We start from the raw sequence: 27,000 nt of genomic DNA on the forward strand, positions 1-27,000 counted from the left end.
CCTATACGTATAAAACCATCCTTACTGTCTGCATCATATGTCCTTCAAAATCTTCTTCAAATTCCTCTAATTGTGCAAAACCTTTCGCTTCATAAAAACGTTTTCCTTTTTCATTCGCTGCTTCTACATGAATGTATAGTTTCCGAATTCCTTTTAATTCCGTTAACCCTTTTTGTAATAAAGCACTTCCTACCCCTTTCCCTTGCTGATCTGGTAACAAATAAATCGCTCCTAATTCTGCTTCGTTTTGCAGTCTAACAGGCGAGAAATTCGCAAAGCCAATTACTTCTCCCTCGTCTTCCGCAACGAATAAATGTGTATTTTCAAGACGATATTTCATTTTTTCATCAGAATAGGCCTCGTCTAAAAATCTGTCTTGAATCTCTCTCGGAATAATTCTTTCGTATGTATCATGCCAAGCTATTTTCGCTACGGATTGTACAGCGTGAATATCTTCTTGCTTCATTTCTCTAATTACATATGTCATCTCGTTGTCTCCATTCTTTATAAATTATATTCTGCTAATATACTAGAAGAAATGGCAGAACCATTTTCATAATTCACTTTAATTAATTTTAATTTCTCAATTGAAGCTGTTGCATAATCAAATTTTTCATATATATATTCCATTACACTTAAAAACTGATTTGCATGTAACCTATTTGCAATCGTGCAATGCGGAACCCATTTTCCTGGCACGTAATATGAATTTAAATTATCATGAAAAATTTTAAAATAATCATGATAAAAATGATGAAACCTTATCAATTCATCTGTAATGGTCGGTGCTAGAAAGATTGTTCCGTTAGTAGGAAAAATTCCAACAGAAGGAAAAATTACCTCAGCCATATTCGCTTGAACAGCTACAAACTCCTCTAGTTTCTTAGTATACAAGTTAACATCTAACTCATTGTAATCAGCTAATGTAATATGAGGTTCTACTCCTGCTAATTGATTTGTGCCAATGATATTTGTTATTTCATTTTGTAATTCTATAATTTTATTAGTAAACACACGATCAAATGTAGCAATAATAGCGTACATACTTCCTTACCCCTTCGTTACATATAACGCTTCCCATTCTTCACGAATCATTCCCATTCGAATAGAATCATAGTACGTCCCGTTATAATAACGACATTTTCGCATCCTACCTTCTAAGCTCATTCCTATTTTCTCCGCTACTTTCATCATTCGTTCATTGCCAGACCAAGTCGTGATTCCTACTCTGCCAATCTCCATCTTTTCAAATAGTAAATCTCGATATAACGTTAACGCCTCTGTACCATAACCACCATTCCAGTAATTTGGATTATAAATAACAAGCCCCATCTCTAACCAACGCGTCGGTTTATATTCCCAATAAAACCCGATTGTCCCTATAATTTGACCGTTATTTTCTATAATTAAATTGGATAGAGGTTCTTCTTTTAAACGAGTTTTCATCTTCTCTTTATAAGACGAGTATTCTTGCATTGAAAACGGAAAATACGGTGCATCCCATTTTTTCCATTCTGGATTTTCTTCTTTAAATACGAGATCCCATAATGTTTTTATATCTGATTCTTCAATTGCACGAATTGTAACTTTATCCCCTTTTACTCTTACGTTTTGCATAATTTCCTCCTACACTCCTCTTTATTTCATATATAATTATAATATTTTTTCAGAAAAATCAAAACAAATATCCTTTATTATATTGTATAATTTTGTTATAAGATACCAATTATTCATGTGGAAAGCTGGTGATTCAATGAATAATCGATTTAGTATTACTTTATTTCTCACTATTATTACAACAAATATTATTCTCTATTTCTTCTTACCATTACGTATTGTTACAAAATGGGACTTCAATGGAACGCCTACATCAACAATGGATAAAAGCACTTTTGTTATCGTAAATATAATTATATGTACCTTCTTATTCTTTTTATTTTTAGCTTTATCTAAAGCAGCGAGTAACCAGAAATTTCTCCTTTGGATTGGCAACACAATTTTACTATTTTTATTTTTTGTCGATATTGTCATTGCTCTCATCGCTCTTGGCTTCACTCTTCCTCTTGATCATTTAATATTTTTAGCATTAGGGCTTTTATTTATATTAATAGGCTATTTCAGTTCCAAAATTAATACGAGTAAATCAACGGTTTCATTGGAATGGAATGATAAACACCTTGAAAAAAGAGCTTCAAATATTTGTAGTATTTCAATGATAATAGCAGGTATTTTCCTAGCCGGGCTTCCATTTATCGTTCCTGTTCCGTATAGAGGTTATGCTATAATCGTAATTATTTTAGGAATGACGCTTGCCATTTTACCGAGTACGATTTACTTACTTATGAAAGACAGCAAGCAATCTACTCATTTAAAAAGGTAATAAAAAAATAGGAGGCTCCATACCTCCTATTTCATCTTTTCTATCTCAACTAAAATACCTTTCTCTATCCAGCCTTCTACTCCGTCTCTTTTAATTAAATCATATCCTGAGCAGCTATTATCAATGAGAGACACAATGTCCCCTTTTCTTACACTTATTTGTGCACAAGAAATATCGGTTTTCACTGTGTATTCACCTGAATTAAGTTGCCTAATATATTCATTTTTCACAGAGAGTAATTTATTCGTTTCTCTTTGCTTACATACCGTATAATCTTTCATCTTCTCTATAGGATCTATGTAATAATACGGATATGTCACCCCGCCCTGCATTGATGTGTTCGCATTAAAATCCGCTATCACTTCAAACTCTGGAAAATAGTCTACATATGTATAAGAAAACGTATCACCTGCTCTTGTCCTTTGAATGATAAATGCGTTTAATTGTCCTGCTTCTTTAATCGCATTTCCACCGTCAATTGCAATAATCTTTTTCTCCTCATCAATAACTGGATTGTTAGACGGTGCCTTGTCTGAATAGTTTACAACAGGCCAATGACCGACAACTACATACTTATTTGCTCTATGTGATTTATTGAAAAACTCTGGCATTGCTATCGCATTTTTGCGCACTGTTTCTTTCCAATCTTCTTTATCATCAAGGCCAGCATGTACAAAAATATAATCTTCTGTTTCAATCGCTGTTGGTAATTCTGTTAGCCACTTTATTTCTTTTGAAAAATGCCCCATCAATATGTTTTTCACTTCACAAATATCACTTTCTTCATTAACGGTAACACTCAATTCCGCTAGCCACTCATTAAAAATTGTATTCTTTCGCGTACATAAATAATTTATTAGCGCGGGATTTTCATTCACAAGTGCTTCAACTACAACTTCACAATTCCCTTCAATTACATAAACGTTTGGCTTGCTAACTACTAGATCCATCACATAGTTTACGACGCCAATGCTATTTCTTCCTTTCTCACAAAGATCACCATTAATAATTAAATAATCCTCATCTTTAAAATTAACTTTATGTAGTAGTTCATTAAAAAGATTTAATTCTCCATGAATATCAGAAATAATGATGACTCTTCCATCATTTGGTATAGATAATTTCTTTATTTTTTCCAAGTATAAACGCTCCTAACATTCTCCAAATTCAATATTCCCTTGTTATTTTCTAATATTCGACAAATTATATTACTGGACCTGTTGCTAGCTCAAATCCAGAAAAGAAAATAGGTTCCATATATTTTTAAACATGGAACCTACTTAATATTATAGCTCTTTATAAAAAGAATAGCTTACCTTATCATAGCCCTCTCTTTCATAAAAACGATGTGCATCCATTCTTGGAAACGCAGATGTAAGAACGATAGAGCTGCACCCTTTTTCTTTCCCCCATTTTTCTACATATGACAGCAGAACTTTACCATATCCTTTTGATCTGTGTGCTTCCGCAGTTACAAGATCATATACGAAAACATGTTTCTCATTATAAAAATTCGTACAAATCGCTACACCAGCTAGACTAACTGCTTCATGCTCTTCATTACGTAGCGAAAATAGTTTATAATTCTCTTCTTTCATTTTTTGAAACAAAGAACTTGCTTCTTCTCTTGAAAGTTTCGTTCGTAACTGCTGTAATACGGGAAATACATCATGTAAATCCGCTTCTGTTACTACTTCTCTAATATTCATTTTGATTCTCCCCTTACTATTTATAAAATTTTCTAAATGTTATATCATCATTATAGAAAGCCACTGCCCTTAGCTTAAGTGACAGTTTTATTCTTTTTTATAAGGCCAGTATGAAAAGGAGCGTCCACGAATGGATCTGACTATCCCATTAGTATTACAAAGTAAAACACCCCTTTACTTACAAATTTATGAATATATGAAACGAGAAATCTCTCATGGGTCACTATGTGCCGGTACACGCCTTCCTTCTCACAGAAATTTAGCAGTACAACTTAATGTGAGCCGTATTACAGTGGAATCCGCTTATCAACAATTACTAGCTGAAGGGTATGTAGAAAGCAAACCGAAACGTGGGATTTTTGTTGCAGAAGTTGATATTGATGTCATTCAAAAGAAACAGCAAATTGCGTCAAACAGTGCTAACAATAAAAAAGACGAACAATATGATTATGATTGTAGTCAAGGACTTATTGATCAAAAAGCTTTTCCAATAACAAACTGGAAAAGAGCAATACACGAAACTTTATTTCAGTATGAAAATGAATTATTTGCTAAGGAAGATCCACAAGGTGAGCTCGTTCTACGAGAACATATTTCAAAGTATTTATATCATGCTCGCGGGGTACATTCTTCACCTGATCAAATTATTATTGGAGCAGGTACGCAGCCTCTTCTTTGGCTACTACTTCAACTACTTGGTTCAAAAAAGGAATTCGGAATCGAAAACCCTGGATTTCACCGTATTCCTGCTATGATTCAAAGTTCTGGTCTTACCGTTCACCCCATCCCTTTAGATAATAAAGGGATTCATATTTCCGCTTTACGTGAATCGGGTTGTAATGTAGCGTATGTCACTCCATCTCACCAATTTCCACTTGGAATCATTATGCCGTTATCTAGAAGACTCGAGTTATTAAAATGGGCGAATGATTGTAAGGGCTATATTATTGAAGATGATTACGACGGGGAATTCCGTTATATAGGAAAACCTATTCCTTCTTTACAAGGACTAGATGCAAATGAACGCGTTATTTATATGGGAACTTTCTCGAAATCTTTTTTACCTTCTTTACGAATGGGATATATTGTTTTACCACCTCATCTGTTAAGAGCCTATGAAGAGCTTGGTGGTATGTTTAAACAAACAGTTTCTACGCTGCAACAACTTACCTTTGCCACCTTTATTCAAAATGGTGATTGGGAACGTCATATTAACCGCAGTCGGACGTTATATAAAAGAAAACATATTTCTTTAATTAAATCTATTACAAACGAGATGGGAAATAACGTTCATATACTCGGTGAACAATCCGGACTTCATATTGTACTTCACGTTCATAACGGAATGAATGAACAAGAACTTATTCATGCAGCCGCAAAAGAACGTATTAAGTTATACCCTCTCTCCACATACGATTCGGTTCATAATGTAATGGATGAGTCGTATGTATTGCTCGGTTTTGGCAGTATTCCAGAGGATTGTATCGAAACTGTAGTTCAATTACTGAAAAAGGCCTGGTTCCCTAAATAAGAATAGCTCCACGTAAGTTATACTTACGTGGAGCTATTTTCATTCACTATTTTTCTGATCTCGCTGCCCTTCCCGGACGTTTGACACCAGTTGTTTCTGTTGAATAGGAAGCTTCAATGATAGCAGTTGGATCTACAGAGAGAACGAGATCTTTCATTTTTGGATAAATGAAACGGTTTGTAATACAATAAATGATTCTCTTATGTTCTCCTAAAAAACCACCTTCTCCATGTAGATACGTAACGGATAATTGCAATTCTTTCATAAGCAGATCGCCTATTTCTTTATTTTTACCAGAAATAATCATGACGCTCTTTCCTTGATTAATACCATCTAATATGAAATCAATCATCTTCGTAACAATATAGAAAATTGCTAATGAGAACATCGCTTGTTCGATTGAAAATAAAATCGCTACAAATGTGAAAATAACTGCATTTACAGCAAGTAAAAATGTACTAATCGGTACTTTAAAGTGTTTGTTCATCCAAACCGCTAACATTTCTGATCCATCTATTGCTCCACCCATTTTAACAACAATCCCAACGCCTATTCCAAACAGTACGCCACCATAAAGTACAATTAATAATTCAGAAGTTGTAATCGCCGGAAATGGTTTTAAATAGATTAATCCGAGTGTTGTAACTACATTTGCATAAGATGTACGGATGAAGAACTTCTTCCCCATTACTTTTGCGGTAAATAGCAGGATAGGAATATTAAGTCCTAAAAACACTCCGTAAAGCGGTAATCCAGCAACTTTATTTGCCATAATAGCAATGGCCGTTACCCCGCCATCTACTAAGCCATTAGGTGCTAAAATAAGCTCTAATGAACCCGCTACAATAATCGATCCAATTGTTAATAATACGTATTCAAATACTCTTTTCATTCATTACCCCCAAAACTTATGTATTTTCTTAGTATTATTTTAACGTAATTTTACTACTGATTCAAAGATATGAGTTTATATACACAAAAGTTTCACCTTTACAGTGATTTTTTATGTAATTTATTTATAGAAACACACTTACATATTACAGTAAGTGTGCTCCAAACATTTATTTAAGTTTTGAGTATGAATTCATTTTCATTTTTAATATTTCATCAACTGCCCTATTATACCCACCAGCATTTCGAAGTGACTCTCCAACTTTACGACTATTTTCTTTAAACGTTACATCATCCATTACTTTCTCTACAGTCTCACGTAACAATTCAGAACTTAATTCTTTACGATTAATCCTTATTCCAGCCCCTACTTCAGTCACTCGTTGCGCAACTAAAGGCTGATCTCCTGTTACAGGAATTACAACTAACGGGACACCGTAATATAGTGCTTCACTCGAACTATTCATACCACCATGTGTCACGAATACATCAGCATGCTGTAATATTTCTAATTGCGGTACGTAATTATACAACTTAAAGTTATTCGGAATGTTTTCAAATTGATTTATATTTATCCTCTTACCAACTACTAATACGACTGTCGCTTCTACATCTTTAAACGCTTCAAAACATTTTTCATATAGTTCAGGTTGTTCATTAAAAACTGTTCCCATAGAAATGAAAATCAATTTTTCATCTTTTAAATCCTCCATAGAAAAGCTGTCTACTTCTTTTCGAGTAGCAATTGATGGGCCGACAAACTTATACGATTCATCGAATACATCTGAACGCGGCTGGTATTCTTTTGAAGTATATACGATAGTAATATCACCAGGATGATTCATAATATCATACATACTATTACATTTCATTCCATACTGCCTATTCCATTTTTCCATTCCCGCTAAACAAGATTGATATAATGGATTCGTTTCATCTACTTGTCTTGATTCTTGTTCATCATTAAAAGTAATGTACTGATTAAAAGCAAATGTTGTACAAGAAGAAACGCTAGGTAATTTTAAAACATTGGCTATAATACGTCCTACGGGAAAATGATTATCGTATATCAAGTAATCGTACTTTTCTCCTTTTGTTTCTTCTACAATTTGAGTCACAATACGCTCTGATGCCTCAATCATATGAGATAGCATCGTCAAAGGACTCCCACCTTCATTTACTCGTTCCATAATATTAATTTGAGAGAGGAAATTCTCAAACACTCGGAATTCTGCACCTGTTGCTTCAATCTTCTTTCTATAATCTTCAATACAATACGAAACAACTGTCTCCCCTCGCCGAATTAACTCACTTACAATAGCTAAAGTCGGATTTATATGACCTTCTCCAGGGAAATTTATTACGAGTACATTTGCCATCATATTCTCTCCTATCTAATATTATTAATAATTAATTATATTAATTAATTTAAAACTATTATAAAGGAATCTATTCTATTTCTTCACATTTTTCTCTTCATTTTATTATTGAGAAATATTTTTCATAACCAACATTATAATTCTTATAAAAGAGCGCTTAACTCTTCATTTACTGAAAATAAGAGATTTACATTCGGGTGTTTTTACAGATTTATCATCAGAAATATTATTTTGATAATTCATACAAAAGTAGAAAAATATAATTTTCACACTGATTTCTCACTATAAATTTATTTAAGTTCTATGTTGTCCCTATCATTATCCACTTGGAACATATTCTGTTATATAATGAATTTATAGAATTTACAGAAAAAGGAGCGTTTTTATGCTACAACAACTATTCACTTCACCTATTTTATCTGTCCAAACTTTACACCCAGGTTATGAAGACCATGCAAGCGATGTGTTTCTTGTTAAAACAGCAGCTGAAGAAGTTATTGTTCGTTCCTCAAAAATAACGGAAGAGCCAAACAATGATTTTTGGTGGGGATGTAAAAACCTATTTGGAATTGACCCAAGGAACGTACATCATTTAGAAGCTGTACATACATTGTTGCAAGCACATACTAATCTTCCTATCCCCGCAATATTAGAAAAACATATTTTAAATGGTCGTGAGTTCGTTGTAGCCGAAAAGTTAGTAGGTAACACAGTTCAATCTTTTATCGGGCAACCAGATTCTATTTTATTCAATCTAGGAAAAGGGCTTGCAGAAATACATAAATTTAAAACCGATTACATAGGAAATGTACCAGGCTCATTTCAAGTTACACTAGATGAATTCCAATCACACATTTTGAATGTGAGTAAAGAGATTGTGAATATGTTTTATTCCGATAATGAAAGCATACAAAATGCATTTCCTACTTTTGAATCACAACTTTCTTCCTTACCAGCACCAAAGGAATCAACGCTCGTTTTAATTGATATGGACCCTACTCAGTTTTTATCAGATGGTACAACTATTACGGGATTAGTAGATACAGAAGCCTACGCAGTTGCTCCCCGGGAGTTTGATTTTATCGGCTTAGAATATATATTTACTGAAAAAGAGGCTCATGCTTTTAAACAAGGTTACGAAACCATTATGCCCATTCCCCGTCTTGAAGAATGTAGACATCCCTATCGATATTTGTACCGATTATTATCTGTTCAGGGCAGCGTGGAGTTAGAAAAGTGGCTAAGTCATCCAGTCTATTTTTAAATACGAATGAGAGGGATTATGAAATGAATATTGAACAAAAGAAATCTTTAACAGCAAATGCAATTCAGCAAATGAAAGATTTAGCTCATATTTGCGGGGAATACGATCAAATTGATTATTCGTCAAATTTCATATAAACTTTTTAACTGCTCGTACTAATGAAGAGATAAATGATTTTCTACTTTATGACGATACTCAATTAATCGGTTCATTAAGTATGTATGACTTTGAAAGACCAACAAAACTGGAGTTAATAGGGTTTGTTCATCCGAACTATAGGAAACAACATATAGGCACTACTCTTTTACAAGCTGCAATAAAAGAAATACGAATAAGAGAGGCAGATGAAGCTCTTCTTATTACGAATGGAGATTCTATTTCCGGGAAAGAATTTGCAAAACATATGAAGTTACCTTATTTATATAGTGAATATAGTATGGAGTTCAAAGCAAAAGAAGTTCAAAAAACACCAAAGAATACTATACAGTTCCCTCTTGCCTCTTCAGAATCACTTCTTGATCTTATTGAAATTTCCAGTAAAGCTTTTGGAGATTCAGCAGAAAATACCGCTATATGGTTACAAAAAATGATGAATTCACCTTCTCATCAAGTTTACAGTGCTCTTATCAACGAAAAATTGATAGGAACGATTACAGTTTCTGAGCAAGAACAATCTACTACACTATCAGGATTCGCCGTTCATCCTTCTTATCAAGGTAAAGGATATGGTAAAGATATTCTTAGTTATATGGTACATACCCTTATTACAAAAGGAATTTCAACAATTGAATTGGACGTCGAAACGAAAAATAACCACGCTTTAAAGCTATATACACAATGTGGTTTTGAAATAAAAACGAAGCATGACTATTATAATGTAATGAATTTTGAGGAGAATACATATGTTTAAAAAACCAATTTATTCTAATTATAATATTTTTGCAGACATCTATAATAAACATTGGGGACATTTTGCTGAACACTCCTATCCAGCCTATCATAAATTCGTTTTACAAGACGCTCCTCCCCACTCCCGTATATTAGATCTTTGCTGCGGGACTGGTCATCTTACTAGGAAACTACTTGATCATAATTTTATAGTAACTGGTATAGACGGTTCTGCAAAAATGATCGAACACGCACTTCACAATGCGCCAGATGCATCCTTTATCGTCGGCGATGCACGCTTTTTTAAAGTAGATGAGCCTTTCCACTATGTCATCTCAGCAGGTGATAGTTTAAATCATATACTGACATTAGATGAGCTCAAAGATACTTTTCATCATGTTTATTTAGCATTATATGATGGAGGTACTTTTGCATTTGATATGAATATGGAGAAAGGTTTTCTTGAAAAATGGATTGCTTCATTTCATATTTCAGCGGAAGAATATGTATGTACGATTGATTCTACATATGATAACGAAAATAAAAAAGCAGAAATGAACTTTATACTATTTCAACATGATATAGATAATAATTGGAAAAGAAGTGACTTTACTTTTGAAGAAGCTTGTTATTCCAATGAAGAAATAATATCTTTGTTGAAATCCGTTGGTTTTAAGAATATTCAACTACACGGTACAAATAGAGCATTTTTCATTTGTCAAAAATAAAAAAACTGAATCATATCGATTCAGTTTTTTCTTAGTATATTTACGAAAGCAGTCGTTTCATTATTTTCTTTATAAACTCGCGGGATTCTTCTGTCTAACATACATGTAACTTCATAGTTAATTGTACCTAACATATCCGCTACTTCTTCTACCGCAATTTCTTCTTCGCCTTGTTTACCGTAGAATACTACTTCGTCCCCAACTTGTACTGGCATTGCTTTTGAAACGTCTAACATGAGCTGATCCATACAAACACGGCCAATAACAGGTACTCGAACTCCATTTATTAATGCATGCCCTTTATTAGATAACTGACGATTATAGCCATCAGCATAACCAATCGGTACAGTTGCAATCCATTCTTCACCAGTCGTTACATACGTATTCCCATAACTTACACCGCGATTCTTCTTCGCATGTTTAATATGAGCTACTTTTGATTTTAACGACAACGCAGGCTGTAAAGAAACGACTGCATGATCTACCTCTTTTGAAGGATACATTCCATATATTCCAATACCTACACGGACCATATTTTGAAATGTATTGCTAAGCTCCATTGAACCTGCACTATTTGAACTATGAATATATGGAATATGAATTCCTAATTCTTTTGCTGTATTGACAGCTTTCTCAAATAAACTTGTTTGCATATTCGTATATGATTTATCAATTTCATCTGCCGTAGAGTAATGTGTAAACATTCCTACTACCTCTACATACTCCATACGGTTTAATTCTTCTAAAAATGGTTTAACCTCTTCTTCTTGTAAACCGATACGACTCATTCCTGTATCAATTTTCACCTGAATTTGCGCTTTCTTTTGAAGACGGTTTGCGATTTCATTTATACCTTGTAAATCTTCACTTCTATAAACAGTCATCATAACGTCATATTGAATTGCCTCTTCCGCAGCTGCTACTGATGTATAACCTAAAATTAAAATCGGCACGTTAATTCCTGCTTCTCTTAACTCTATCGCTTCATCTACAAATGCAACTGCAAGCTGATTTATTCCTACTTCAATAGCAGCTTTCGCAACTTCAACCGCCCCGTGGCCATACCCATTTGCTTTTACAGCAGCCATCATTGCAATATTTTCATCATTCACACGCTTTTTAAATTCTTTTACATTATGTTTTACTGCATTTAAGTCAACTTCAATAATTGTATCTCTTCCATATTTCAAACTCATTGGTCTAACTCCTAACTCAATAATTGCATTCCATTCTATTTCACGTTTCATATGACCTTTTACAATATAATACTTTTCAATATGCTAGTCAAACTACTAGAATTTTCGGAATTTTGAGTATGATATAATACTCTTAAGAAACTATTATATACGGAGAAGAGGAGAATTACAATGTTTGTACAATCTGCATTGCATCAACTACAAGTTGCTGTTGATACTTCTATTCAAATGCTTAACCAATATAATGAAGATAGTTTAAAAATACAACCAATTCACTCGAAGCGATCTTTATTTGAAATGTGTGCACATCTTTCTCTGATTTGCCATGCGGATTTACTCATTTTAAATGGTAGTACGGATAAAGAGTTACGTACTTTTTATTTAGAATATACACCGGAAACAATTGCCCATATGCAACAAATAATGATTGAAGGATACAATCTTCTCTCTAAAACATTTCTTTCCTATTCCCAAGAAGAATTAGCAGAAGTTATGACTGCCTATTGGGGTGTTTCTTATTCTCGGTTTGAATGGTTACTTGAAATTCTCTCACATTTTTATCATCATCGTGGGCAAGTTCATATTTTATTGTGCGAGCATATGAAAGATCCTCGCATTCCTTTATTTGAGTGATTTTCCACTCATTCATTATCCAATTTACATATCATCAAATACACGTTCATTATTAATAAATAGAGAAGCAATAAATCCAATAAAAAGTAACATTCCTAATAAAATAAACGTTTGAGTATAACTTCCTATTTTCATAAGATAAATAGAAATGAGGGGTCCTATACTAGTACCTAAAAATAAAACAAAGGTATAGATAGAAACTGCTATTCCCCTTGCTTTCCCTCCCAATTGGCCGACAAGAGCAACTAAAGACGGAACGGATATAGCAATACCTATTACAAAACAGACACTCATTATGACTAGAAGGGGCAGATACGAAACAAAGCCCATTGCACTTAGACTAAAAATAGCGACCAGCAATCCACCTTGAAGAACTTTCCTTACTTCGAACCTCTTCGTTAAACGACCCGCAATTGGTGATAGAATCATACCAAATAACCCCGCTAAGCGAAAATAAAGGATTTGTTCTGCAGTTAAATTATAAGTAGGAGAGCTCAAATAATTCCCTAAAACAGTATACATATTAACAAAAGCCATCAATAAAACAAACGCAATCATATAACTCAATACTAAGCTTTTATGTGTAAAGACTTTGCCCATCTGCTTAATCGGTCCCAAAATATCAGTATAGGATTGAGATATCTCCCCTTTCGGAAGAGAATATTGAATCCATACAGCAGTAATCATATAGACCACGCTAAGAAGAAAGAACACCATATGCCATCCAAAATGTTGACTAACAACCGTACTTATTACCTGACCTACAATTCCAGCTACTAAAAAACCGGTACTAACAAATCCTATTGTTGTAACCTTTTTTTCTACTGGAAACATTTCTACAACATAAGCTAACGCTACCGGAGAAAATGTTGCTGCTGCAATACCCTGTAAGCCCCTAAAAATAACAAGCCACAATATACTATCCACAAACCCTAAGGAAAACGAAATAATCGACAGAGCAAGTAATCCAATGAAGATCACTTTTTTTCGCCCATATTTATCAGAGGTTGCCCCAAATAACAAGCAACCTATAGCAAATCCAACAGAAAATATACTGCCTGTAGCTGCAGATTGTGCTAGTGAAACATTAAAAAGATCTGAAAATAGTGCAATTAAAGGGATTGTTACATATAAGCTAGACATAACTACCATACCCGACCAACATAATACAACGGTCATTATTGTGTAATTCTTTTCACTATTTATTTCCTTTCCTATTTCCATCATAATATCTCTCCCTTATTACAATTTTTTTATCAATTTAAAACCTCTAAAGTGCGCAAAATGGTATTTCTTTAACTGCTGCTTATTTTAATTACATCGTAAAAAGTATGACTGCCTCAAAAGTTAGTCAAACATATAATAAGGTAAGCTAATTATATTCCCAAATAAATAAGTTGATCCTCATAATCAACTTATTTACCTACCTTCTCCTAATTTCACCTGCATATTTATTTGTATTTTATTTAATAGCTTCTCTAAAACTTGACGCTCTTCTTGATTAAAGTCGTCAACTAACGAAGCGCAAGATAACCAAAAAGTTGGTAAAGATTGCGTTACTAATTCTTTTCCTTTCGAAGTAATTTTCACTTTTAACCTTCTTCGATCTTCAGAATGATGAAATCTTACGATTAACTCTCGTTTCTCCATCCAATCTAATAAGCCAGTGACAGAAGCACGTGTTATCCCTAATCGACTCGCAATATCCGAAGGACTCATGTTCACTTCTTCCCCATTTGATTCCATTTCACGCAAAATAAACAACAGTAAAAAATCTAATTTACTTTCCGATATACCAAGTGGAGCTAAATCTACGTCAACAGCATCAAGAACATTATCAGACGTCCATAACATTAACAAACCAAGTTTTGCTGCGATTGGATCCGTATCCGCTGATGCTGTCTTTTTTATTAACTCTGTATACGGCCCAATCCCTAAAGGAAGAGAATCATTTTTTGAACCCATTTATCTTCACTCTCCTTTCCTTTTAATTAATTAGCTTACCTAACTACTTTTTCATTATACTCACATTTTTACTTTTATTGCAAGAATATTGTTAAACAAAAAATCCTGTCATGAAAACAGGATTTTTCAAACTGACTAGCTATTATCTTTAAATAATACGAAACTCCTTTAAGGCAAAGGAAATACCACCTTCACTTGCCTTCTTTGTAACGAAATCAGCTTTTGTTTTTAGTACTTCTCCGCCATTCCCCATCGCAATTCCTAATCCTACATATTGCAACATCTCAATATCGTTTCCACCATCACCAAAAGCAATTGCTTCTGATTTACAAATGTTTAAGTGATCCAATACTTTTTGAATTGCGGTGAGCTTCGATACTTTATTATCTTCCAATACATTTATGACATAACCATGAAAACGGTCGAATGTAAGCATTGGGTATTTTTCAATAAATTTTTGAGATTCTATTTCATCCGCATACAGACATAAACAATAGATCTCTTCAGACAAATCCTTGCTTTTTTCAGGGTACTCCCCTAAATTTAACGTCTCGCTAAGTGCTTGCATTACACGCTCATTATCTGAGGCTATTCCGTTCATTGTAAAACCCTCAGTAAAATAAGAAACGCCGTGACCATGTAATTCTGCAAACTCTGAGATATCATGAACGATTTCACTGGAAAGTACTGATTTATGTATAACTGATTCCTCACACTTAATATGTGCACCATTTGCAGAAATAAACGTATTTATGCCTAGTTCCTTAAATTGCGAACATAAGCTATATGGTCTCCCTGTTGTAACAACTACGTGAATTCCTTTATCTATTAATCTTTGTATCGCTTCTTTTGTACTTTCGTGCATACTTCTATCAATCTCACTTAAAAGCGTACCGTCAACATCAAAAAACACTACTTTGTACACGGGTCTTTACATCCCGTCCAAATGATTCGTATCATTAATGAAATGCACCGTTTTTTGTTCGCCATCAATTTCAATTAAGCTTATTCCCGTATCTCCCATTTTAAAATAATAGTCCATTGAAATGGGCATTTTGAAAAACGCACGTAATAGACTATTTATTACACCACCGTGTGCAACGATTGCTATCCGTTCATAAGTATTCTCCGTCACGATTTTAGAAAAGATTCCTTCTATTCTCATTCTAAATTCAATAAATGATTCCCCATTTTCAAAACGGTCATGAAGAAACTTTGGCTCTGGATATTTCTTTGCTTCTTCAAAAGATAAGCCTGCTTGCACTCCGTTATTAAACTCCATTAATTCCTCTTCTAGTTGAATTGGGCATCCAATTCCTTCAGCTAACGTTTCACCAGTTTCACGAGCACGCTTTAATGTACTTGCCCAAATGAAATCTGGTGGAAAATCTGCTTTCACTTTCTGTACAAGCCTTTGCACTTGCTGTCTTCCCTTTTCTGTTAATTCAAAGTCAGCTCGTCCTTCATGTACATGTAAAATATCTGCTTCGGATTCACCGTGACGTATTAATAATATTTGCACTTGTTTCCCACTCCCTTGTTTAATATCCACAAAATTCCATTATATCATATTTTAAATTTTCTTTAACAAAAATATATTACTTTGACAGTTTTTTAACCGTCTAGTAAACGTGTTATTCCACTTAACAATTCCAAACACTCTAAACTTATAATTCTTTGAAAAGTGACAAACAAAAAAGCCCTATCCATAATGGCAAAGGACTAATATTTTTTATCCTACTCAAAAATAAAAAGAGAAATGGCATCCCATTTCTCTTTTTCACTCTTATTGTTCTTTTGGTGTATCTGAAGAAGGCAATTTCTTCGCTTGTTTTTCTTTAAAGATTTCTCCAATTGCCCCGAGAGTACCAAGTGTTTCAATTGCATTAGACGGAATAAAGACTTTATTTGCTGGACCTTTTGCAACCTCAATCAATGATTCAAATGATTTATAAGCAAGTACGCGTTCATCTAAATCTGCTGCACGAAGTAATTCAATTCGATTTTGTTCTGCTTTTGCAATTTCCTCAATCGCTCTTGCTTCCCCTTGCGCTTCTAGTTCTTTTGCTTCCTTTATACCTTCAGCTTCTCGAATACGTGCTTCTTTATCACCTTCAGCCATTAAGATTTTACTTTGCTTTTCACCTTCAGCACGAAGAACTTTATCTTGTTTTGCAGCTTCAGCTTCTAAAATAATCGCACGTTTATTACGTTCTGCTTTCATTTGTTTTTCCATCGATGCTTGCACATCTTTTGGCGGATTAATATCAACAACTTCAACACGCTCAATGCGAACGCCCCATTTTTCTGTTGCTTCATCAAGTGCTAAGCGAATTTCTGTTGAAATTTTTTCACGACCAGATAGCGTTTCATCCAGTTCCATTTTACCGATAATTTGGCGCATCGTTGCAGAAGTAATATTACGAACACCATATTCATAGTTCGAAATACCATATGTCGCAAGTTCTGGTTCTACAATTTGATAGAAAATAATTGTATCAATCTCTACTTGTACATTATCTTTCGTAATTACCTTCTGCGGTGGTACATTCGTTTGTTGAATACGTAAGTCATGATATACACGAACGCGGTCTACAATTGGTATTAATAAATTTAATCCCGGCTCCATAATACGCTGAAACTTACCAAATCTTTCAACGACTCCAACTTTTTGCTGTGGAATAATTTTAATTGTTAATGCGATAAATGTAACAACAATTAGTGCGAAAATAATCGTTAATGTTAATGCTACTGCCATATTTATTCACTCTCCTTTTTTACTTGTAATATAGTACTATGCCTCTTTATAACAATAACTTTTTCTCCAGCATCAATTGGATCATCTGCAATAGCTGTCCAAATATCTCCATCCACCTTCACAATACCATTCGCTTCTTTTGTAATCGCTTGCATAACAATGCCTTTTTTACCGACAAGCATATCTACTGTATCAGTAAAACCTTTTGCTTCTCGAAAGTTTTTTGAAATTCTTTTCGTAAAGAAAGTCAATGTTAAACTTACAATTGCACCAGCAACAACTTGTAACAGTAGTGCTTCAGGAGCAAACAAAGCAATTAGACCTCCGACAACAGCTCCAATTCCAAGCCAAAGCATATAAAACGTAATCGACAACATTTCCGCAATAAATAAAATACCAGCTATTATAAACCAAATCACCCAAGCAGCCATATGCAACCCTCACTTTCTTTCTCATTTTCTATATGTATATGAAGAAAAGAATGGTTTATCCGCCCTTTCTTATACCAGGGCATTTACTACAAGCTATTGTACATATTCACTGTTATAAAAAGTATTAATAAAATACTATATTAATATATTCTTCATTATACATGAAAATCCCTTTCAAAAAGCGACAAAAAAATGAAATTCTTTCGAAAATTTAATTTTCAATTTATAATTATTTTAACTACTAAAATATTATTTTTTAGGAAGGTGGTGTGCTTGTTGCAAAACCGTTCACTAATTTACTATTTAGGCTCTAAAATATGCATTACTCTCGCTGACATCGTATACATCATGATTATTACAACTCATATGTATATCACAACGAAATCAGCTACATTAACCGCTCTTTTTCCATTAGTACAAGTCATAACTAATCTTATAGCAAATACATCTGCACCACTTATAATGAATCGTTTTTCATCTTATTCATTACTTTTCACACTACAATGGACAAAAACTGCTCTATTATTTTTATTAATGATATTATTCCCATCCCTGTCCACAAATATTGTAGCACTATTCATTTTCATTTTTTTCATTTCATTATGTAGCGGTTGGAGCGCGCCATTATTATACGGTATCCTTCCTCGCCTTACACGAAAAGAACAATTAGTAAAAGTAAATAGTATTTTTTCCTTTTCCACACAAATTGCGCAAGCCGCTGCTTATTCATTTACAAGTGTCATCGTTCTTCATATCGGTGCTACTTCTACACTCATGATGAATAACATTTTGATGATTTTTGGATGTGTTGCACTACACCTTTCATTACGTTCCCTACATACTGAACGAGTAATAGAGCCTTCTTCTTCAAAAGGCGCTGCTTTATTGGAAGGTTGGAAACTCTTATTTCAATACCCTTCTCTCCGTATCGTTACATGTATGGACTTAATTGAAACTTTCGCAGGGACAATATGGATCGGTGCTATTACAATGGCTTATGTAACGACTGTTCTTCATAAAGGAGAAGAATGGTGGGGATATATTAATACAAGTTATTATGTAGGGACGTTAATTGGCGGGATATTAGCATGGAAAATGAGTACATACATTCAAAACAATTTAATACGCTCCATGGCGATAGGCTCTCTTATGTTTAGTATTCTTACATTTTTATATGGTATGACAAGTAGCGGGTTTATTGCGCTTTTTCTATGCGTTCTAATGGGGCCATGTTATCAAATTAGAGATATTTCTCAAACGACAGTACTACAATCTAGTGTAGCCCCTACTTTATTATCAAAAATGTATACAGCTCATGGTGCAATCCTCTCGACAGCTTCTGGTCTTTCTATGCTTAGCGTTGGAATTATTACCGACCTGTTCGGTGTTCGTACTATTTATATTCTCGCTTCTTTCCTTATATTGTGCTCTGTTTGTTTATCATTTAACTTATTAAAATATGATAAAACAGAGCAAAAAGATATTTCACTTTAATTAACAAAATAAATAGGACAGGAATTCCTGTCCTATTTATTTTATTCATGATAAGTTAGGGATTTTCCGATGCTTTGTCGCTTGTTCAAAAGCGTATGCTAGTTTAATCAAGGTCCCCTCAGAAAAAGCAGTGCTTGCAAGAGTAATTCCAAACGGTCTCCCGTTATCCATATATCCCGCCGGTATTGCTATAGACGGATAACCTGCTTTCGCACATATAGTGGAGCCTATATAAGAAGGGAACAGAATCGCATCAAGATTGTATTTTTCCAGTGCAAAATCAATGCCTTGTTCTTGAGAAAAATATATATCTTCTAATCTTGCATTTAAATATTCTGGATTTCTTAACGTATTAGGAACATCTTTTCTTCTCTCCAACTTAGTTTGTCCATATTTCAAAGCTCTTTCTGCTATATTTTCATTAAACTCCATTAACTCTGAAATAGAATGCACTGGAATAGTAGAAGGTAATTTTGAAAGATAGTTATCTAAACTATGCTTTAATTCATAGAGCGATACACCCCAGCTCCATTCTCTATGAAAAGACGGAATATTAATATCCTCTACTACTGTCGCACCCCCACTACGCAACACTTCAATCGTTTCCTTAAACAATTTTTCATCATACTCACCAGTTTCATAATAATCTTTAGGTGCATTGCTAAATACACCAATCTTTGCGCCATTTAAGCCATTAACATCAAGATATTTTGTATAATCCTGCTCTGCCATACCTTCACTTTTATGAGTAGCTACATCCTTCTCATCTACCCCAGTTAAACTCCCTAGCAAAATAGAAGCATCTGTTACCGTTCTAGCAAATGGTCCCGCTGTATCCTGTGAATAAGTAAGCGGAATAATTCCCCTACGACTAATTAGACCAACAGTCGGTTTAATACCGACTACAGAGTTTTGAACAGCTGGACTCAATATAGAACCATCTGTTTCCGTTCCAACAGATACTACTGTAAAATTAGCAGCAACTGCTATCGCAGATCCTGTACTTGAGCCTCCAACAAACATATCATCCTCACCTGTACCATAAGGGTTTATTGTTTGTCCACCTCTTGCACTATATCCAGCCCACATATCAAAAGACATTCCATTTGCTAATTCTGTCATATTTGTTTTTCCTATTATCACTGCTCCTGCTTCTCGCAGCTTTGTTACGAGAAATGCATCTTCAATACTTATATTTTGTTCTAGAGCAATCGTACCTGCACTTGTATGCATAGAGTCGTTCGTTTCAATATTGTCTTTAAGTAAAACAGGTATACCGTGTAGTGGACCTCTTACACCTTTTGTTTTTCTTTCATGATCTAGCGCTTCTGCAATAAAGATAGCGTCTGGGTTGATTTCTAAAATAGAATTGATTTTTGGTCCGTCTTGATCATACTTTGCGATTCTATGAAGGTAATACATAACTAATTCTTTTGAAGTTAATTGCCCAGCTGCCATTGCTTTTTGTATATCATGAATTGTTAATTCTTTTTGTAACAGTGTATTGAACTGAACCTCCATCATCATTCTCCTTCTATAAAGCCTTTTATTGATTACATGTACCTATTAGTTTTTCATTTTCTCCACTCCTCACATATACAATTACAATCCCTTTAAAAGAATTCAACTTACCAATATAAAAACCTTTTATTTCCTGAAAAATAAAAAAAGTCTGAAACGAATGAACTTCCGCTTCAGACCCTTTTATTACTTTACATATACTTCATCTAACAAATGTAAAAACTCACCTTGTTTCCCAGCTAATGCAGGGCATTTTGCAATATCAATCCATTCGTAGCAAAATACTAAACCTTCATCTTCCTCACCGGCACTTACAGTATGTTCCCAATTATCCTTTACATCTGTTGGTAACGTTACGTGGAAAAAATGGCGTTTTTGATATTCCTTTTTCTCCTTTACATGTATGATGTAGTCGGCTAGGAATCGTTCTATGCATAAATGACGTAATCCAGACTCTTCTTGTACTTCACGTAACACTGCTGTTTCTAACGTTTCCCCTTCGTCAACTGTTCCCCCTGGTACTTGTATACCAGCTTCAGGTATATCACGATGTTTAAAAACAAGCAGTTGCATAACTCCTTCTTTTTCTCTTGTTACATACACGTGTACCTTTTTCTTATATAACACCGTCATAACCCTTCTCTCCCCTCAATTGTTCACTCTGTTACTTCTTCAAGTGTCAGTTGATTTTCATATAAATATGTAGCTTGTGGATTTCCCACATACCTCACGTGCCATGGTTCAAATCGATAGCCCGTAAGCGATTCTTTCTCTTTTGTATATCGAATGACAAAACCAAATTTATGGGCATTTTCAGAAAGCCACTGCCCTTCTTTCGTTTCACCAAAAATTGTCTCTAACTGAAACTTAGCAGATTGCGATGTAATATCCATAGCTAGTCCAGTTTGATGTTCACTCGTTCCAGGAACTGCACTCGACATTGCTGTTTTTGCTTCTCCATCTTGTTTTTTATACATCGTATTTAATGCTTTTTGTCGATCAAAAGATCTAAATCCAGAGACTGCAAAAAGGAAAATACGCTCCTTATCAGCTTGCTGAAACATTTCCTCAAGTGCCCCTGCTGCCTCTTTCCTCATTTTTTTCTTTTCTTGATCACCTTCACTTGAGTAACGTACTTTCGGAATAACTAAATCTGGCGGTCTATACCCATCTGGCAAACGCCTACTTTTATTCACAAGCACAAGTATCGAATTCGGATTACTAATGACCGCAATATCACCATCCATATTCGCAATCGTTTCTTTCGCTTTCGGAAATATGTTATTTACATTTACCTCGCGCGCCTGCTTATCCTTATACATTTTATAATTGATTCCTGCTACTCCAACAATGAGTATCATCGCTACGATACCAAGTAGTGTCCATCTTTTTTTCATATAACGACCTCTTATTTTAATAATTTGGCCATTTCATACTCATCGATGTTCTCTCCATCGATAATAAGAGCAGCTCTTTTGACACCTTCTTTCTCAAATCCAGCTTTTTTATATAGTGCCTGAGCTCTTGTATTGTGGGCCATTACCGTTAATTCTAAACGCCATACATCATGTAATCTTGCCCACTTCTCAGCATCTTTAAACAATCTCGTCCCGATACCTCGCCCGCTATACTCTTGCAAAATACCAATTACAATACTTGCTACATGTCTCTTTCTTTGAATATTATTTCCATTCACTAAAATAAACCCTACTATACTTTCTTCTTCAACTGCTACGAATATTGTTGCATATTCATTTTCTATAAAGCGATGAATCATTTGTTCTTGTTGCTCGGTTGTAAATTTTCTTTCTTCTGGTTCATATAGCATAAATTTCGTTTCTTCATCTAGTTGCTTACTTAATTGCAAAAATGGTGCTGCATCTTCTATTTTGATCTCCCTAATCACTTCTATCACCCTACCAGTTTTATAATAAAAAGTTTTCCTTGTAAAAAGATTTTCTCTACTTTCCCGAAAATCCCTTTGTAAATCTCCCAGTATAATTTGACAAATTTCGATATTAATATAACAACGACAAATTATGTCTATTCTGTGACGTCTCATCATGACAAAAAACGCAAGCATTACACTCACGTTTTTTCAGACTCTCCCACAAATTTATGTTTCATTTTATCCATTCACCTTTTCTGCCTGCCAGAAATATTCACCAAATGCTTTAGCAAGGGCATCAATCGATCGATTTAGTTCTTCCTCCGTATTATCTACGCCACCAACTTCAATTAATATCGCTTGCCCTGACAAGTCTTGATTGTAGACACCATTTCCTGTTTGGAATCCTTTTTGAATGACACCACGACTCACTCCTGGATACTTCTTGCTAATCGTCTCATGTAAAGCCGTTGCTAATTGTAAGTTCTTTTCATAATTTTTATTGCCTTTCCCTATTACGAAAGCAAGCTTTGCATATGATTTATCTCCAATTGCTTTTGTCGTAACATTCTTCCGAGCACTATCACGATGTAAATCAAAGAAGTACTGCAGTTCTTTATTGCCGGTCATTGCTTCTTGTACAATTTCCCGCGACATTTTGTAAGAACTATTACTATTTAACCCTTTACTAATCAACTTTTGGCCGACATCAGTCTTGTCGTTAGCAGCTCCAATCCCTTCACTTTCTAATTGTTCACGAAATCGTTCGCCGACTATTGAAATATTCGTGACAGAACTGGTCGCTTTATTCGGATTTGGATCGTTTGCTAAATTTAGTAACGGCAAATAAGATTCCCAGCTATGCGAATGATAAATAAACGCAACTTGTCTTTTTCCTGTCGTTTGAGCCGGTTGCTTTTTCTCTTTGTTCGTATCTGGCTTTTGAGCCTGTCCACCTTCACCAGTCCGTTCTTTTACCACTTCTTCAAGTGGAACGCTCGACTCTATCGGTAAGTTAGAATAATTTGTCCCTTCACCCGCAATTACAATTTCTGTATCGTACTTACCAAAACCAGGTAGCTCTTTGCCGACAAAACTGCGTACATCATTAAAACGAATATTCGTAGCCATCGAAAAGAGAAAAGAAGAAATCGAAAAATCTTGATTTAAATTTCGATACTCCTGTGTAAAATAATGATTCTCTTTCCCAAGTACGTACATGTAACCATTCATCGATAACTCATTTAACCAATTATATAAATACGTTGACTTTGTCTCTTTCATAGAAGTTACCATCATACTAATAAGAAAAAAAGTCGCAAGTACTGTAGCAATAATAAGTAAAATTAACTTACGTACACTTGTGAATTTCACATAAAAAAAGCCTCGATTCATACTATCACCCTCTCTATTCCAAGTTATGTACAAGCTCTAGAGAATAGACCGTCTAAATTCCGGCTATATTGTTAATGAGGTGAAATGAATTGAAGCTACTAATTGGAACATTACCCTTTGTACTATCATTTATTTTTTATTGGCTTGCTAAGCATCCTACAATCCGTGTTGCTTTACATATTTCAGCTTACTTAGCACTTTATGTACTCGGTACAATTATTTCTATTAATATATATGACGTTTTAATACAAGATTTAGTTTTTATGACAAGCATTCATGGAATTTTACTAAATCCATTTTTTCTTATATCAGGAGCGTATATAGGGATATACACCTTGCACTTAATCTTGTCTTACATTATTACGAAAATAAAAAATGGAGCGTAATGAAATGCAACCACCATTCATCTGTCATACATGCAAAAAAAGAATTGCGCGAAAGAAAGATCTTATTACTGCCACATCGTACTTCCGCTTTTATTTATTTCACAGTGATTGCTTTAAGCGACAGCAAGTGTTCATCTCACGATTTATCCCCGTAAATACGCTTTTTAATTTCTTTCTTATTATATATGGACTTATTTTTGGTAGCATGCTTATGATTACAGAACCATCTATTATTTGGGTGATTTTCTTATTTCCCATTTTATATCGGTTTCTTTCCTATTGTTATGTTGAACGTTTTTTCTCTACATAACGTGCAGACTGTCCTCTAGGAATACTTAAACATTCCCACTCGTTTTCTTTTAACATTTTACCGATGTAAATAATTTGTCCTATATGCAAAGCATAATGAGAAATTTGTCTTTCTATTGCTTGCATGACAGTATGTGCTTCACCACGAATATATACCGTCTGTAATAAATCTTCTGGCGTTAGCACATGCATCGTTTTCAAAACATATTCCCATCCTTCATTCCATGATTTGAGTACCTCTTCCTTAGAAGAATAACCAGCTTCAAATTCAGCATCTCGGTTACGATCTATTTTTTCACCATCAGACGTTAAAAAGTCCGTCCATCTAGAACGCATATTACCATGCAGATGCTTTATAATAACCGCTATACTATTTGTTGCTTCATGAGAAGACCATTCGATTTGTTCATATGATAATTGAGAAAGCACCCGTTCCCCTTGTTTCTTTGTTGCTTTAAAATTCGAAATCGCACATTGTAAATATTCTCGTCCAATATCCATGTTCCCCCGCCTTTACACTAACTAATTTTCGTTCCATTTGGTAATTCCATATTAGGCTGTAGTAATACGACATCACCATCTTCAGGTACTCCTCCAAGAACAAGCACTTCTGATTTAAATCCAGCTACACGTTTTGGCGGAAAATTTACAACAGCAACGATTTGCTGACCGATTAAATCTTCTGGGGTATATCTCTTCGTAATTTGAGCACTCGACTGCTTAATTCCAAGCTCTCCAAAATCAATTTCTAGTTTAATTGCTGGAACTCTAGCTTTTTTAAATTCCTCTGCATGTGTTACAGTTCCAATTCTTACATCCAAAGTTAAAAAATCTTCAAAATTAGCCATTTTATCATTCCTCCCAATTATTACTTAGACAAAACACAAAAATTCCCTTTTAAAAAAAGAAAGGCGCCTAAGCACCTTTCTTTTGTAGTTCACTTGATTCATTTGATTTATAGAAGAAGAAACCGAGGATCCCGCCAATACATGATGGGATTAACCATCCTATTCCTTCATTATATAATGGTAACATTTGTAGTACGTTAGAAATCGCGTCAATTTTAATATTCGCACTTTCTAAACCGTTAAAGAAACTAATTAACAATGCGCCTAAAATAGCCCCAATATAAATGGTATTACGCTTCCCTATCCATTTATGGAAGTAAGAAAGTACAATTAATACGATTGCAACTGGATAAATGATCATTAACACTGGTAAAGTGACTGCAATTAATTGTGTTAAACCTAGGTTAGATACAATTAAACTAAACACACATACCATCGTTACAATCGCTTTATGCGAAAGTTTTGGGAATATGTTTGTAAAGAAACCAGCACAAGCTGATGTTAATCCAACAGAAGTTGTTAAACAAGCAAGTATAATAACAAGTCCTAATAAAATTTTACCACTTGTTCCATATAACTCATTTACAACATTCGTTAAAATAAGTCCACCATTCTCCGAGACACCAAGTGATGTACTCGTTGAACCAAGATAAGCAAGTGATAAATAGATTAACGTTAAACCAAGTACAGCAATAATACCTGATACTACTGTTATTTTTGCAACTTCACTACTCTCTTTTATCCCTTTAGAGCGGATAACTTGTACAACGACAATTCCAAAGACAAGTGCACTAATTGCATCCATCGTTAAATATCCTTGAATAAATCCACCAAAGAAAGCATTTTCTTTGTATGCCGCTAGCGGTGCAGCTGGTTCTCCAATCGGATCAATAATTGCCTTTCCGACAATAACAGCAACAATCAATACTAACAATGGTGTAAGAAATTTCCCGAACCAATCCACTAATTTAGATGGATTTAATGATAAATACCACGTTATTCCGAAGAAAATTATAGTGAAAAGAAATAGCATGTACCACTCTGAAACCAATGCCTCTGATAGAAATGGCTTCATACCCATTTCAAATGAAACAGCTCCCGTACGCGGAATCGCGAAAAATGGTCCAATCGCTAAATAACTAATCAATGGGAAAATAAACGCAAATACAGGGTGAACTCTAGAAGATAGCGCTTTCAAGTCCCCCTCTACAAACGCGACAGCTGTTACAGCTAATAGGGGTAATCCGACTCCCGTTACTAGGAATCCAATTGTAGCAATCCAAACATTCTCTCCAGCTTGTTGCCCTAAAACTGGTGGGAAAATTAAATTTCCTGCTCCTAAAAATAGTGCAAATAACATTAAACCAATTGCTACCGTATCACCTGGCCTTAAACGTCCCTTCATA

At 34.5% G+C, this 27,000-nt stretch carries 30 protein-coding genes and 1 pseudogene; 9 read left to right on the top strand and 22 right to left on the bottom strand.

The window, feature by feature from the left end; translation table 11 throughout:
- Nucleotide 1: 1 nt before the first annotated feature.
- The 3 genes from MNO09_RS20645 to MNO09_RS20655 are packed head-to-tail and all read right to left on the bottom strand — an operon-like array spanning nt 2 to nt 1,617.
- The gene (locus tag MNO09_RS20645; RefSeq protein WP_000222829.1) at nt 2–487 is read right to left on the bottom strand and encodes a GNAT family N-acetyltransferase; all 486 of its coding nucleotides are present in this window, start codon (nt 485–487) and stop codon (nt 2–4) included.
- Nucleotides 488–504: 17 nt separating this feature from the next.
- Complete coding sequence (locus MNO09_RS20650) at nt 505–1,044, bottom strand: 2'-5' RNA ligase family protein (protein WP_000270867.1); 540 nt, start codon at nt 1,042–1,044, stop codon at nt 505–507.
- 6 nt (nt 1,045–1,050) lie between these two features.
- A complete protein-coding gene (locus tag MNO09_RS20655; protein ID WP_001181828.1) occupies nt 1,051–1,617 on the bottom strand; it encodes a GNAT family N-acetyltransferase in 567 nt (188 codons plus the stop codon).
- A 136-nt stretch (nt 1,618–1,753) separates the two neighbouring features.
- Between MNO09_RS20655 and MNO09_RS20660 the strand changes: the two genes are divergently transcribed.
- Complete coding sequence (locus MNO09_RS20660; RefSeq protein ID WP_033657809.1) at nt 1,754–2,380, top strand: DUF1648 domain-containing protein; 627 nt, start codon at nt 1,754–1,756, stop codon at nt 2,378–2,380.
- 26 nt (nt 2,381–2,406) lie between these two features.
- On the opposite strand, the gene MNO09_RS20665 is transcribed toward MNO09_RS20660, so the two are convergent.
- Nucleotides 2,407–3,519, bottom strand: coding sequence for a metallophosphoesterase (locus MNO09_RS20665; protein WP_000411317.1), 1,113 nt, complete (start codon nt 3,517–3,519; stop codon nt 2,407–2,409).
- A gap of 147 nt (nt 3,520–3,666) precedes the next feature.
- Entirely contained in the window at nt 3,667–4,089 is a 423-nt protein-coding gene (locus MNO09_RS20670; protein WP_001026086.1) for a GNAT family N-acetyltransferase, read from the bottom strand.
- Between the two features lie 130 nt (nt 4,090–4,219).
- Between MNO09_RS20670 and pdxR the strand changes: the two genes are divergently transcribed.
- On the top strand, nt 4,220–5,620 hold the full coding sequence (pdxR, locus tag MNO09_RS20675) for a MocR-like pyridoxine biosynthesis transcription factor PdxR (RefSeq protein WP_000366306.1): 1,401 nt from the start codon (nt 4,220–4,222) through the stop codon (nt 5,618–5,620).
- A gap of 46 nt (nt 5,621–5,666) precedes the next feature.
- Here pdxR and MNO09_RS20680 read toward each other — a convergent pair whose 3' ends face one another.
- Nucleotides 5,667–6,512 (bottom strand): YitT family protein, encoded by an 846-nt coding sequence (locus tag MNO09_RS20680; RefSeq protein ID WP_000831975.1) that lies wholly within the window; start codon nt 6,510–6,512, stop codon nt 5,667–5,669.
- A gap of 169 nt (nt 6,513–6,681) precedes the next feature.
- Nucleotides 6,682–7,890: a macrolide family glycosyltransferase gene (locus tag MNO09_RS20685; RefSeq protein WP_000024483.1), complete on the bottom strand. Its 1,209-nt coding sequence runs from the start codon at nt 7,888–7,890 to the stop codon at nt 6,682–6,684.
- A 385-nt stretch (nt 7,891–8,275) separates the two neighbouring features.
- On the opposite strand from MNO09_RS20685, the gene MNO09_RS20690 reads away from it, so the two are divergent.
- The 3 genes and pseudogenes from MNO09_RS20690 (at nt 8,276) to MNO09_RS20700 (ending at nt 10,770) form a co-directional block, all read left to right on the top strand.
- Nucleotides 8,276–9,154 carry a hypothetical protein gene (locus MNO09_RS20690; RefSeq protein ID WP_000941389.1) on the top strand — a complete coding sequence of 293 codons (879 nt, stop codon included), beginning with the start codon at nt 8,276–8,278 and terminating at the stop codon, nt 9,152–9,154.
- Nucleotides 9,155–9,177: 23 nt separating this feature from the next.
- A pseudogene (locus MNO09_RS20695) lies at nt 9,178–10,064 on the top strand (GNAT family N-acetyltransferase).
- The gene (locus MNO09_RS20700; RefSeq protein ID WP_000474000.1) at nt 10,057–10,770 is read left to right on the top strand and encodes a class I SAM-dependent methyltransferase; all 714 of its coding nucleotides are present in this window, start codon (nt 10,057–10,059) and stop codon (nt 10,768–10,770) included. Before MNO09_RS20695 ends, MNO09_RS20700 begins: the two are co-directional and overlap by 8 nt.
- A gap of 20 nt (nt 10,771–10,790) precedes the next feature.
- Here the strand turns inward: MNO09_RS20700 and alr are convergent, their stop codons facing one another.
- Nucleotides 10,791–11,966 (bottom strand): alanine racemase, encoded by a 1,176-nt coding sequence (gene alr / locus MNO09_RS20705; RefSeq protein ID WP_002096683.1) that lies wholly within the window; start codon nt 11,964–11,966, stop codon nt 10,791–10,793.
- 171 nt (nt 11,967–12,137) lie between these two features.
- Here alr and MNO09_RS20710 point away from each other — a divergent pair, with 171 nt between their 5' ends.
- A complete protein-coding gene (locus tag MNO09_RS20710) occupies nt 12,138–12,599 on the top strand; it encodes a DinB family protein (RefSeq protein ID WP_000498023.1) in 462 nt (153 codons plus the stop codon).
- A gap of 24 nt (nt 12,600–12,623) precedes the next feature.
- Here MNO09_RS20710 and MNO09_RS20715 read toward each other — a convergent pair whose 3' ends face one another.
- The 6 genes from MNO09_RS20715 to MNO09_RS20740 form a co-directional block, all read right to left on the bottom strand.
- Entirely contained in the window at nt 12,624–13,823 is a 1,200-nt protein-coding gene (locus MNO09_RS20715) for an MFS transporter (protein ID WP_033657810.1), read from the bottom strand.
- Nucleotides 13,824–14,018: 195 nt separating this feature from the next.
- A complete protein-coding gene (locus MNO09_RS20720) occupies nt 14,019–14,564 on the bottom strand; it encodes a MarR family winged helix-turn-helix transcriptional regulator (RefSeq protein ID WP_000534967.1) in 546 nt (181 codons plus the stop codon).
- Nucleotides 14,565–14,712: 148 nt separating this feature from the next.
- On the bottom strand, nt 14,713–15,489 hold the full coding sequence (locus tag MNO09_RS20725) for a Cof-type HAD-IIB family hydrolase (protein WP_000278953.1): 777 nt from the start codon (nt 15,487–15,489) through the stop codon (nt 14,713–14,715).
- 6 nt (nt 15,490–15,495) lie between these two features.
- The gene (locus tag MNO09_RS20730) at nt 15,496–16,086 is read right to left on the bottom strand and encodes a histidine phosphatase family protein (RefSeq protein ID WP_001166451.1); all 591 of its coding nucleotides are present in this window, start codon (nt 16,084–16,086) and stop codon (nt 15,496–15,498) included.
- A gap of 264 nt (nt 16,087–16,350) precedes the next feature.
- Nucleotides 16,351–17,322: an SPFH domain-containing protein gene (locus tag MNO09_RS20735; protein ID WP_000257391.1), complete on the bottom strand. Its 972-nt coding sequence runs from the start codon at nt 17,320–17,322 to the stop codon at nt 16,351–16,353.
- A 2-nt stretch (nt 17,323–17,324) separates the two neighbouring features.
- Nucleotides 17,325–17,753: an NfeD family protein gene (locus tag MNO09_RS20740; protein WP_000741980.1), complete on the bottom strand. Its 429-nt coding sequence runs from the start codon at nt 17,751–17,753 to the stop codon at nt 17,325–17,327.
- A 276-nt stretch (nt 17,754–18,029) separates the two neighbouring features.
- Between MNO09_RS20740 and MNO09_RS20745 the strand changes: the two genes are divergently transcribed.
- Entirely contained in the window at nt 18,030–19,247 is a 1,218-nt protein-coding gene (locus MNO09_RS20745; protein ID WP_001181388.1) for an MFS transporter, read from the top strand.
- 45 nt (nt 19,248–19,292) lie between these two features.
- On the opposite strand, the gene MNO09_RS20750 is transcribed toward MNO09_RS20745, so the two are convergent.
- From MNO09_RS20750 to spoIIP, 5 genes are all read right to left on the bottom strand, one after another.
- Complete coding sequence (locus MNO09_RS20750) at nt 19,293–20,768, bottom strand: amidase family protein (RefSeq protein WP_000453672.1); 1,476 nt, start codon at nt 20,766–20,768, stop codon at nt 19,293–19,295.
- A 186-nt stretch (nt 20,769–20,954) separates the two neighbouring features.
- The gene (locus MNO09_RS20755; protein ID WP_000217590.1) at nt 20,955–21,401 is read right to left on the bottom strand and encodes an NUDIX hydrolase; all 447 of its coding nucleotides are present in this window, start codon (nt 21,399–21,401) and stop codon (nt 20,955–20,957) included.
- Nucleotides 21,402–21,424: 23 nt separating this feature from the next.
- Nucleotides 21,425–22,165: a M15 family metallopeptidase gene (locus tag MNO09_RS20760; protein ID WP_000747719.1), complete on the bottom strand. Its 741-nt coding sequence runs from the start codon at nt 22,163–22,165 to the stop codon at nt 21,425–21,427.
- A gap of 11 nt (nt 22,166–22,176) precedes the next feature.
- Nucleotides 22,177–22,674 (bottom strand): GNAT family N-acetyltransferase, encoded by a 498-nt coding sequence (locus MNO09_RS20765; protein WP_140399226.1) that lies wholly within the window; start codon nt 22,672–22,674, stop codon nt 22,177–22,179.
- 222 nt (nt 22,675–22,896) lie between these two features.
- Nucleotides 22,897–24,051, bottom strand: coding sequence for a stage II sporulation protein SpoIIP (spoIIP, locus tag MNO09_RS20770; protein ID WP_001079285.1), 1,155 nt, complete (start codon nt 24,049–24,051; stop codon nt 22,897–22,899).
- Nucleotides 24,052–24,140: 89 nt separating this feature from the next.
- Here spoIIP and MNO09_RS20775 point away from each other — a divergent pair, with 89 nt between their 5' ends.
- Nucleotides 24,141–24,437 carry a hypothetical protein gene (locus MNO09_RS20775; protein WP_000770742.1) on the top strand — a complete coding sequence of 99 codons (297 nt, stop codon included), beginning with the start codon at nt 24,141–24,143 and terminating at the stop codon, nt 24,435–24,437.
- 4 nt (nt 24,438–24,441) lie between these two features.
- Nucleotides 24,442–24,747, top strand: a complete 306-nt coding sequence (locus tag MNO09_RS20780) for a permease (protein ID WP_116480642.1) — start codon at nt 24,442–24,444, stop codon at nt 24,745–24,747.
- Here the strand turns inward: MNO09_RS20780 and MNO09_RS20785 are convergent.
- The 3 genes from MNO09_RS20785 to brnQ4 form a co-directional block, all read right to left on the bottom strand.
- A complete protein-coding gene (locus MNO09_RS20785; protein WP_000351101.1) occupies nt 24,720–25,247 on the bottom strand; it encodes a DUF1572 domain-containing protein in 528 nt (175 codons plus the stop codon). The two genes, MNO09_RS20780 and MNO09_RS20785, sit on opposite strands and share 28 nt — an antisense overlap.
- A gap of 17 nt (nt 25,248–25,264) precedes the next feature.
- Nucleotides 25,265–25,594: a chaperone CsaA gene (csaA, locus tag MNO09_RS20790; protein ID WP_001263043.1), complete on the bottom strand. Its 330-nt coding sequence runs from the start codon at nt 25,592–25,594 to the stop codon at nt 25,265–25,267.
- A 67-nt stretch (nt 25,595–25,661) separates the two neighbouring features.
- On the bottom strand, nt 25,662–26,999 hold the full coding sequence (brnQ4, locus tag MNO09_RS20795; RefSeq protein ID WP_404487249.1) for a branched-chain amino acid transport system II carrier protein BrnQ4: 1,338 nt from the start codon (nt 26,997–26,999) through the stop codon (nt 25,662–25,664).
- Nucleotide 27,000 lies beyond the last annotated feature (1 nt).

Source organism: Bacillus sp. N5-665 (assembly GCF_022637375.2).
Taxonomy (GTDB): domain Bacteria; phylum Bacillota; class Bacilli; order Bacillales; family Bacillaceae_G; genus Bacillus_A; species Bacillus_A wiedmannii.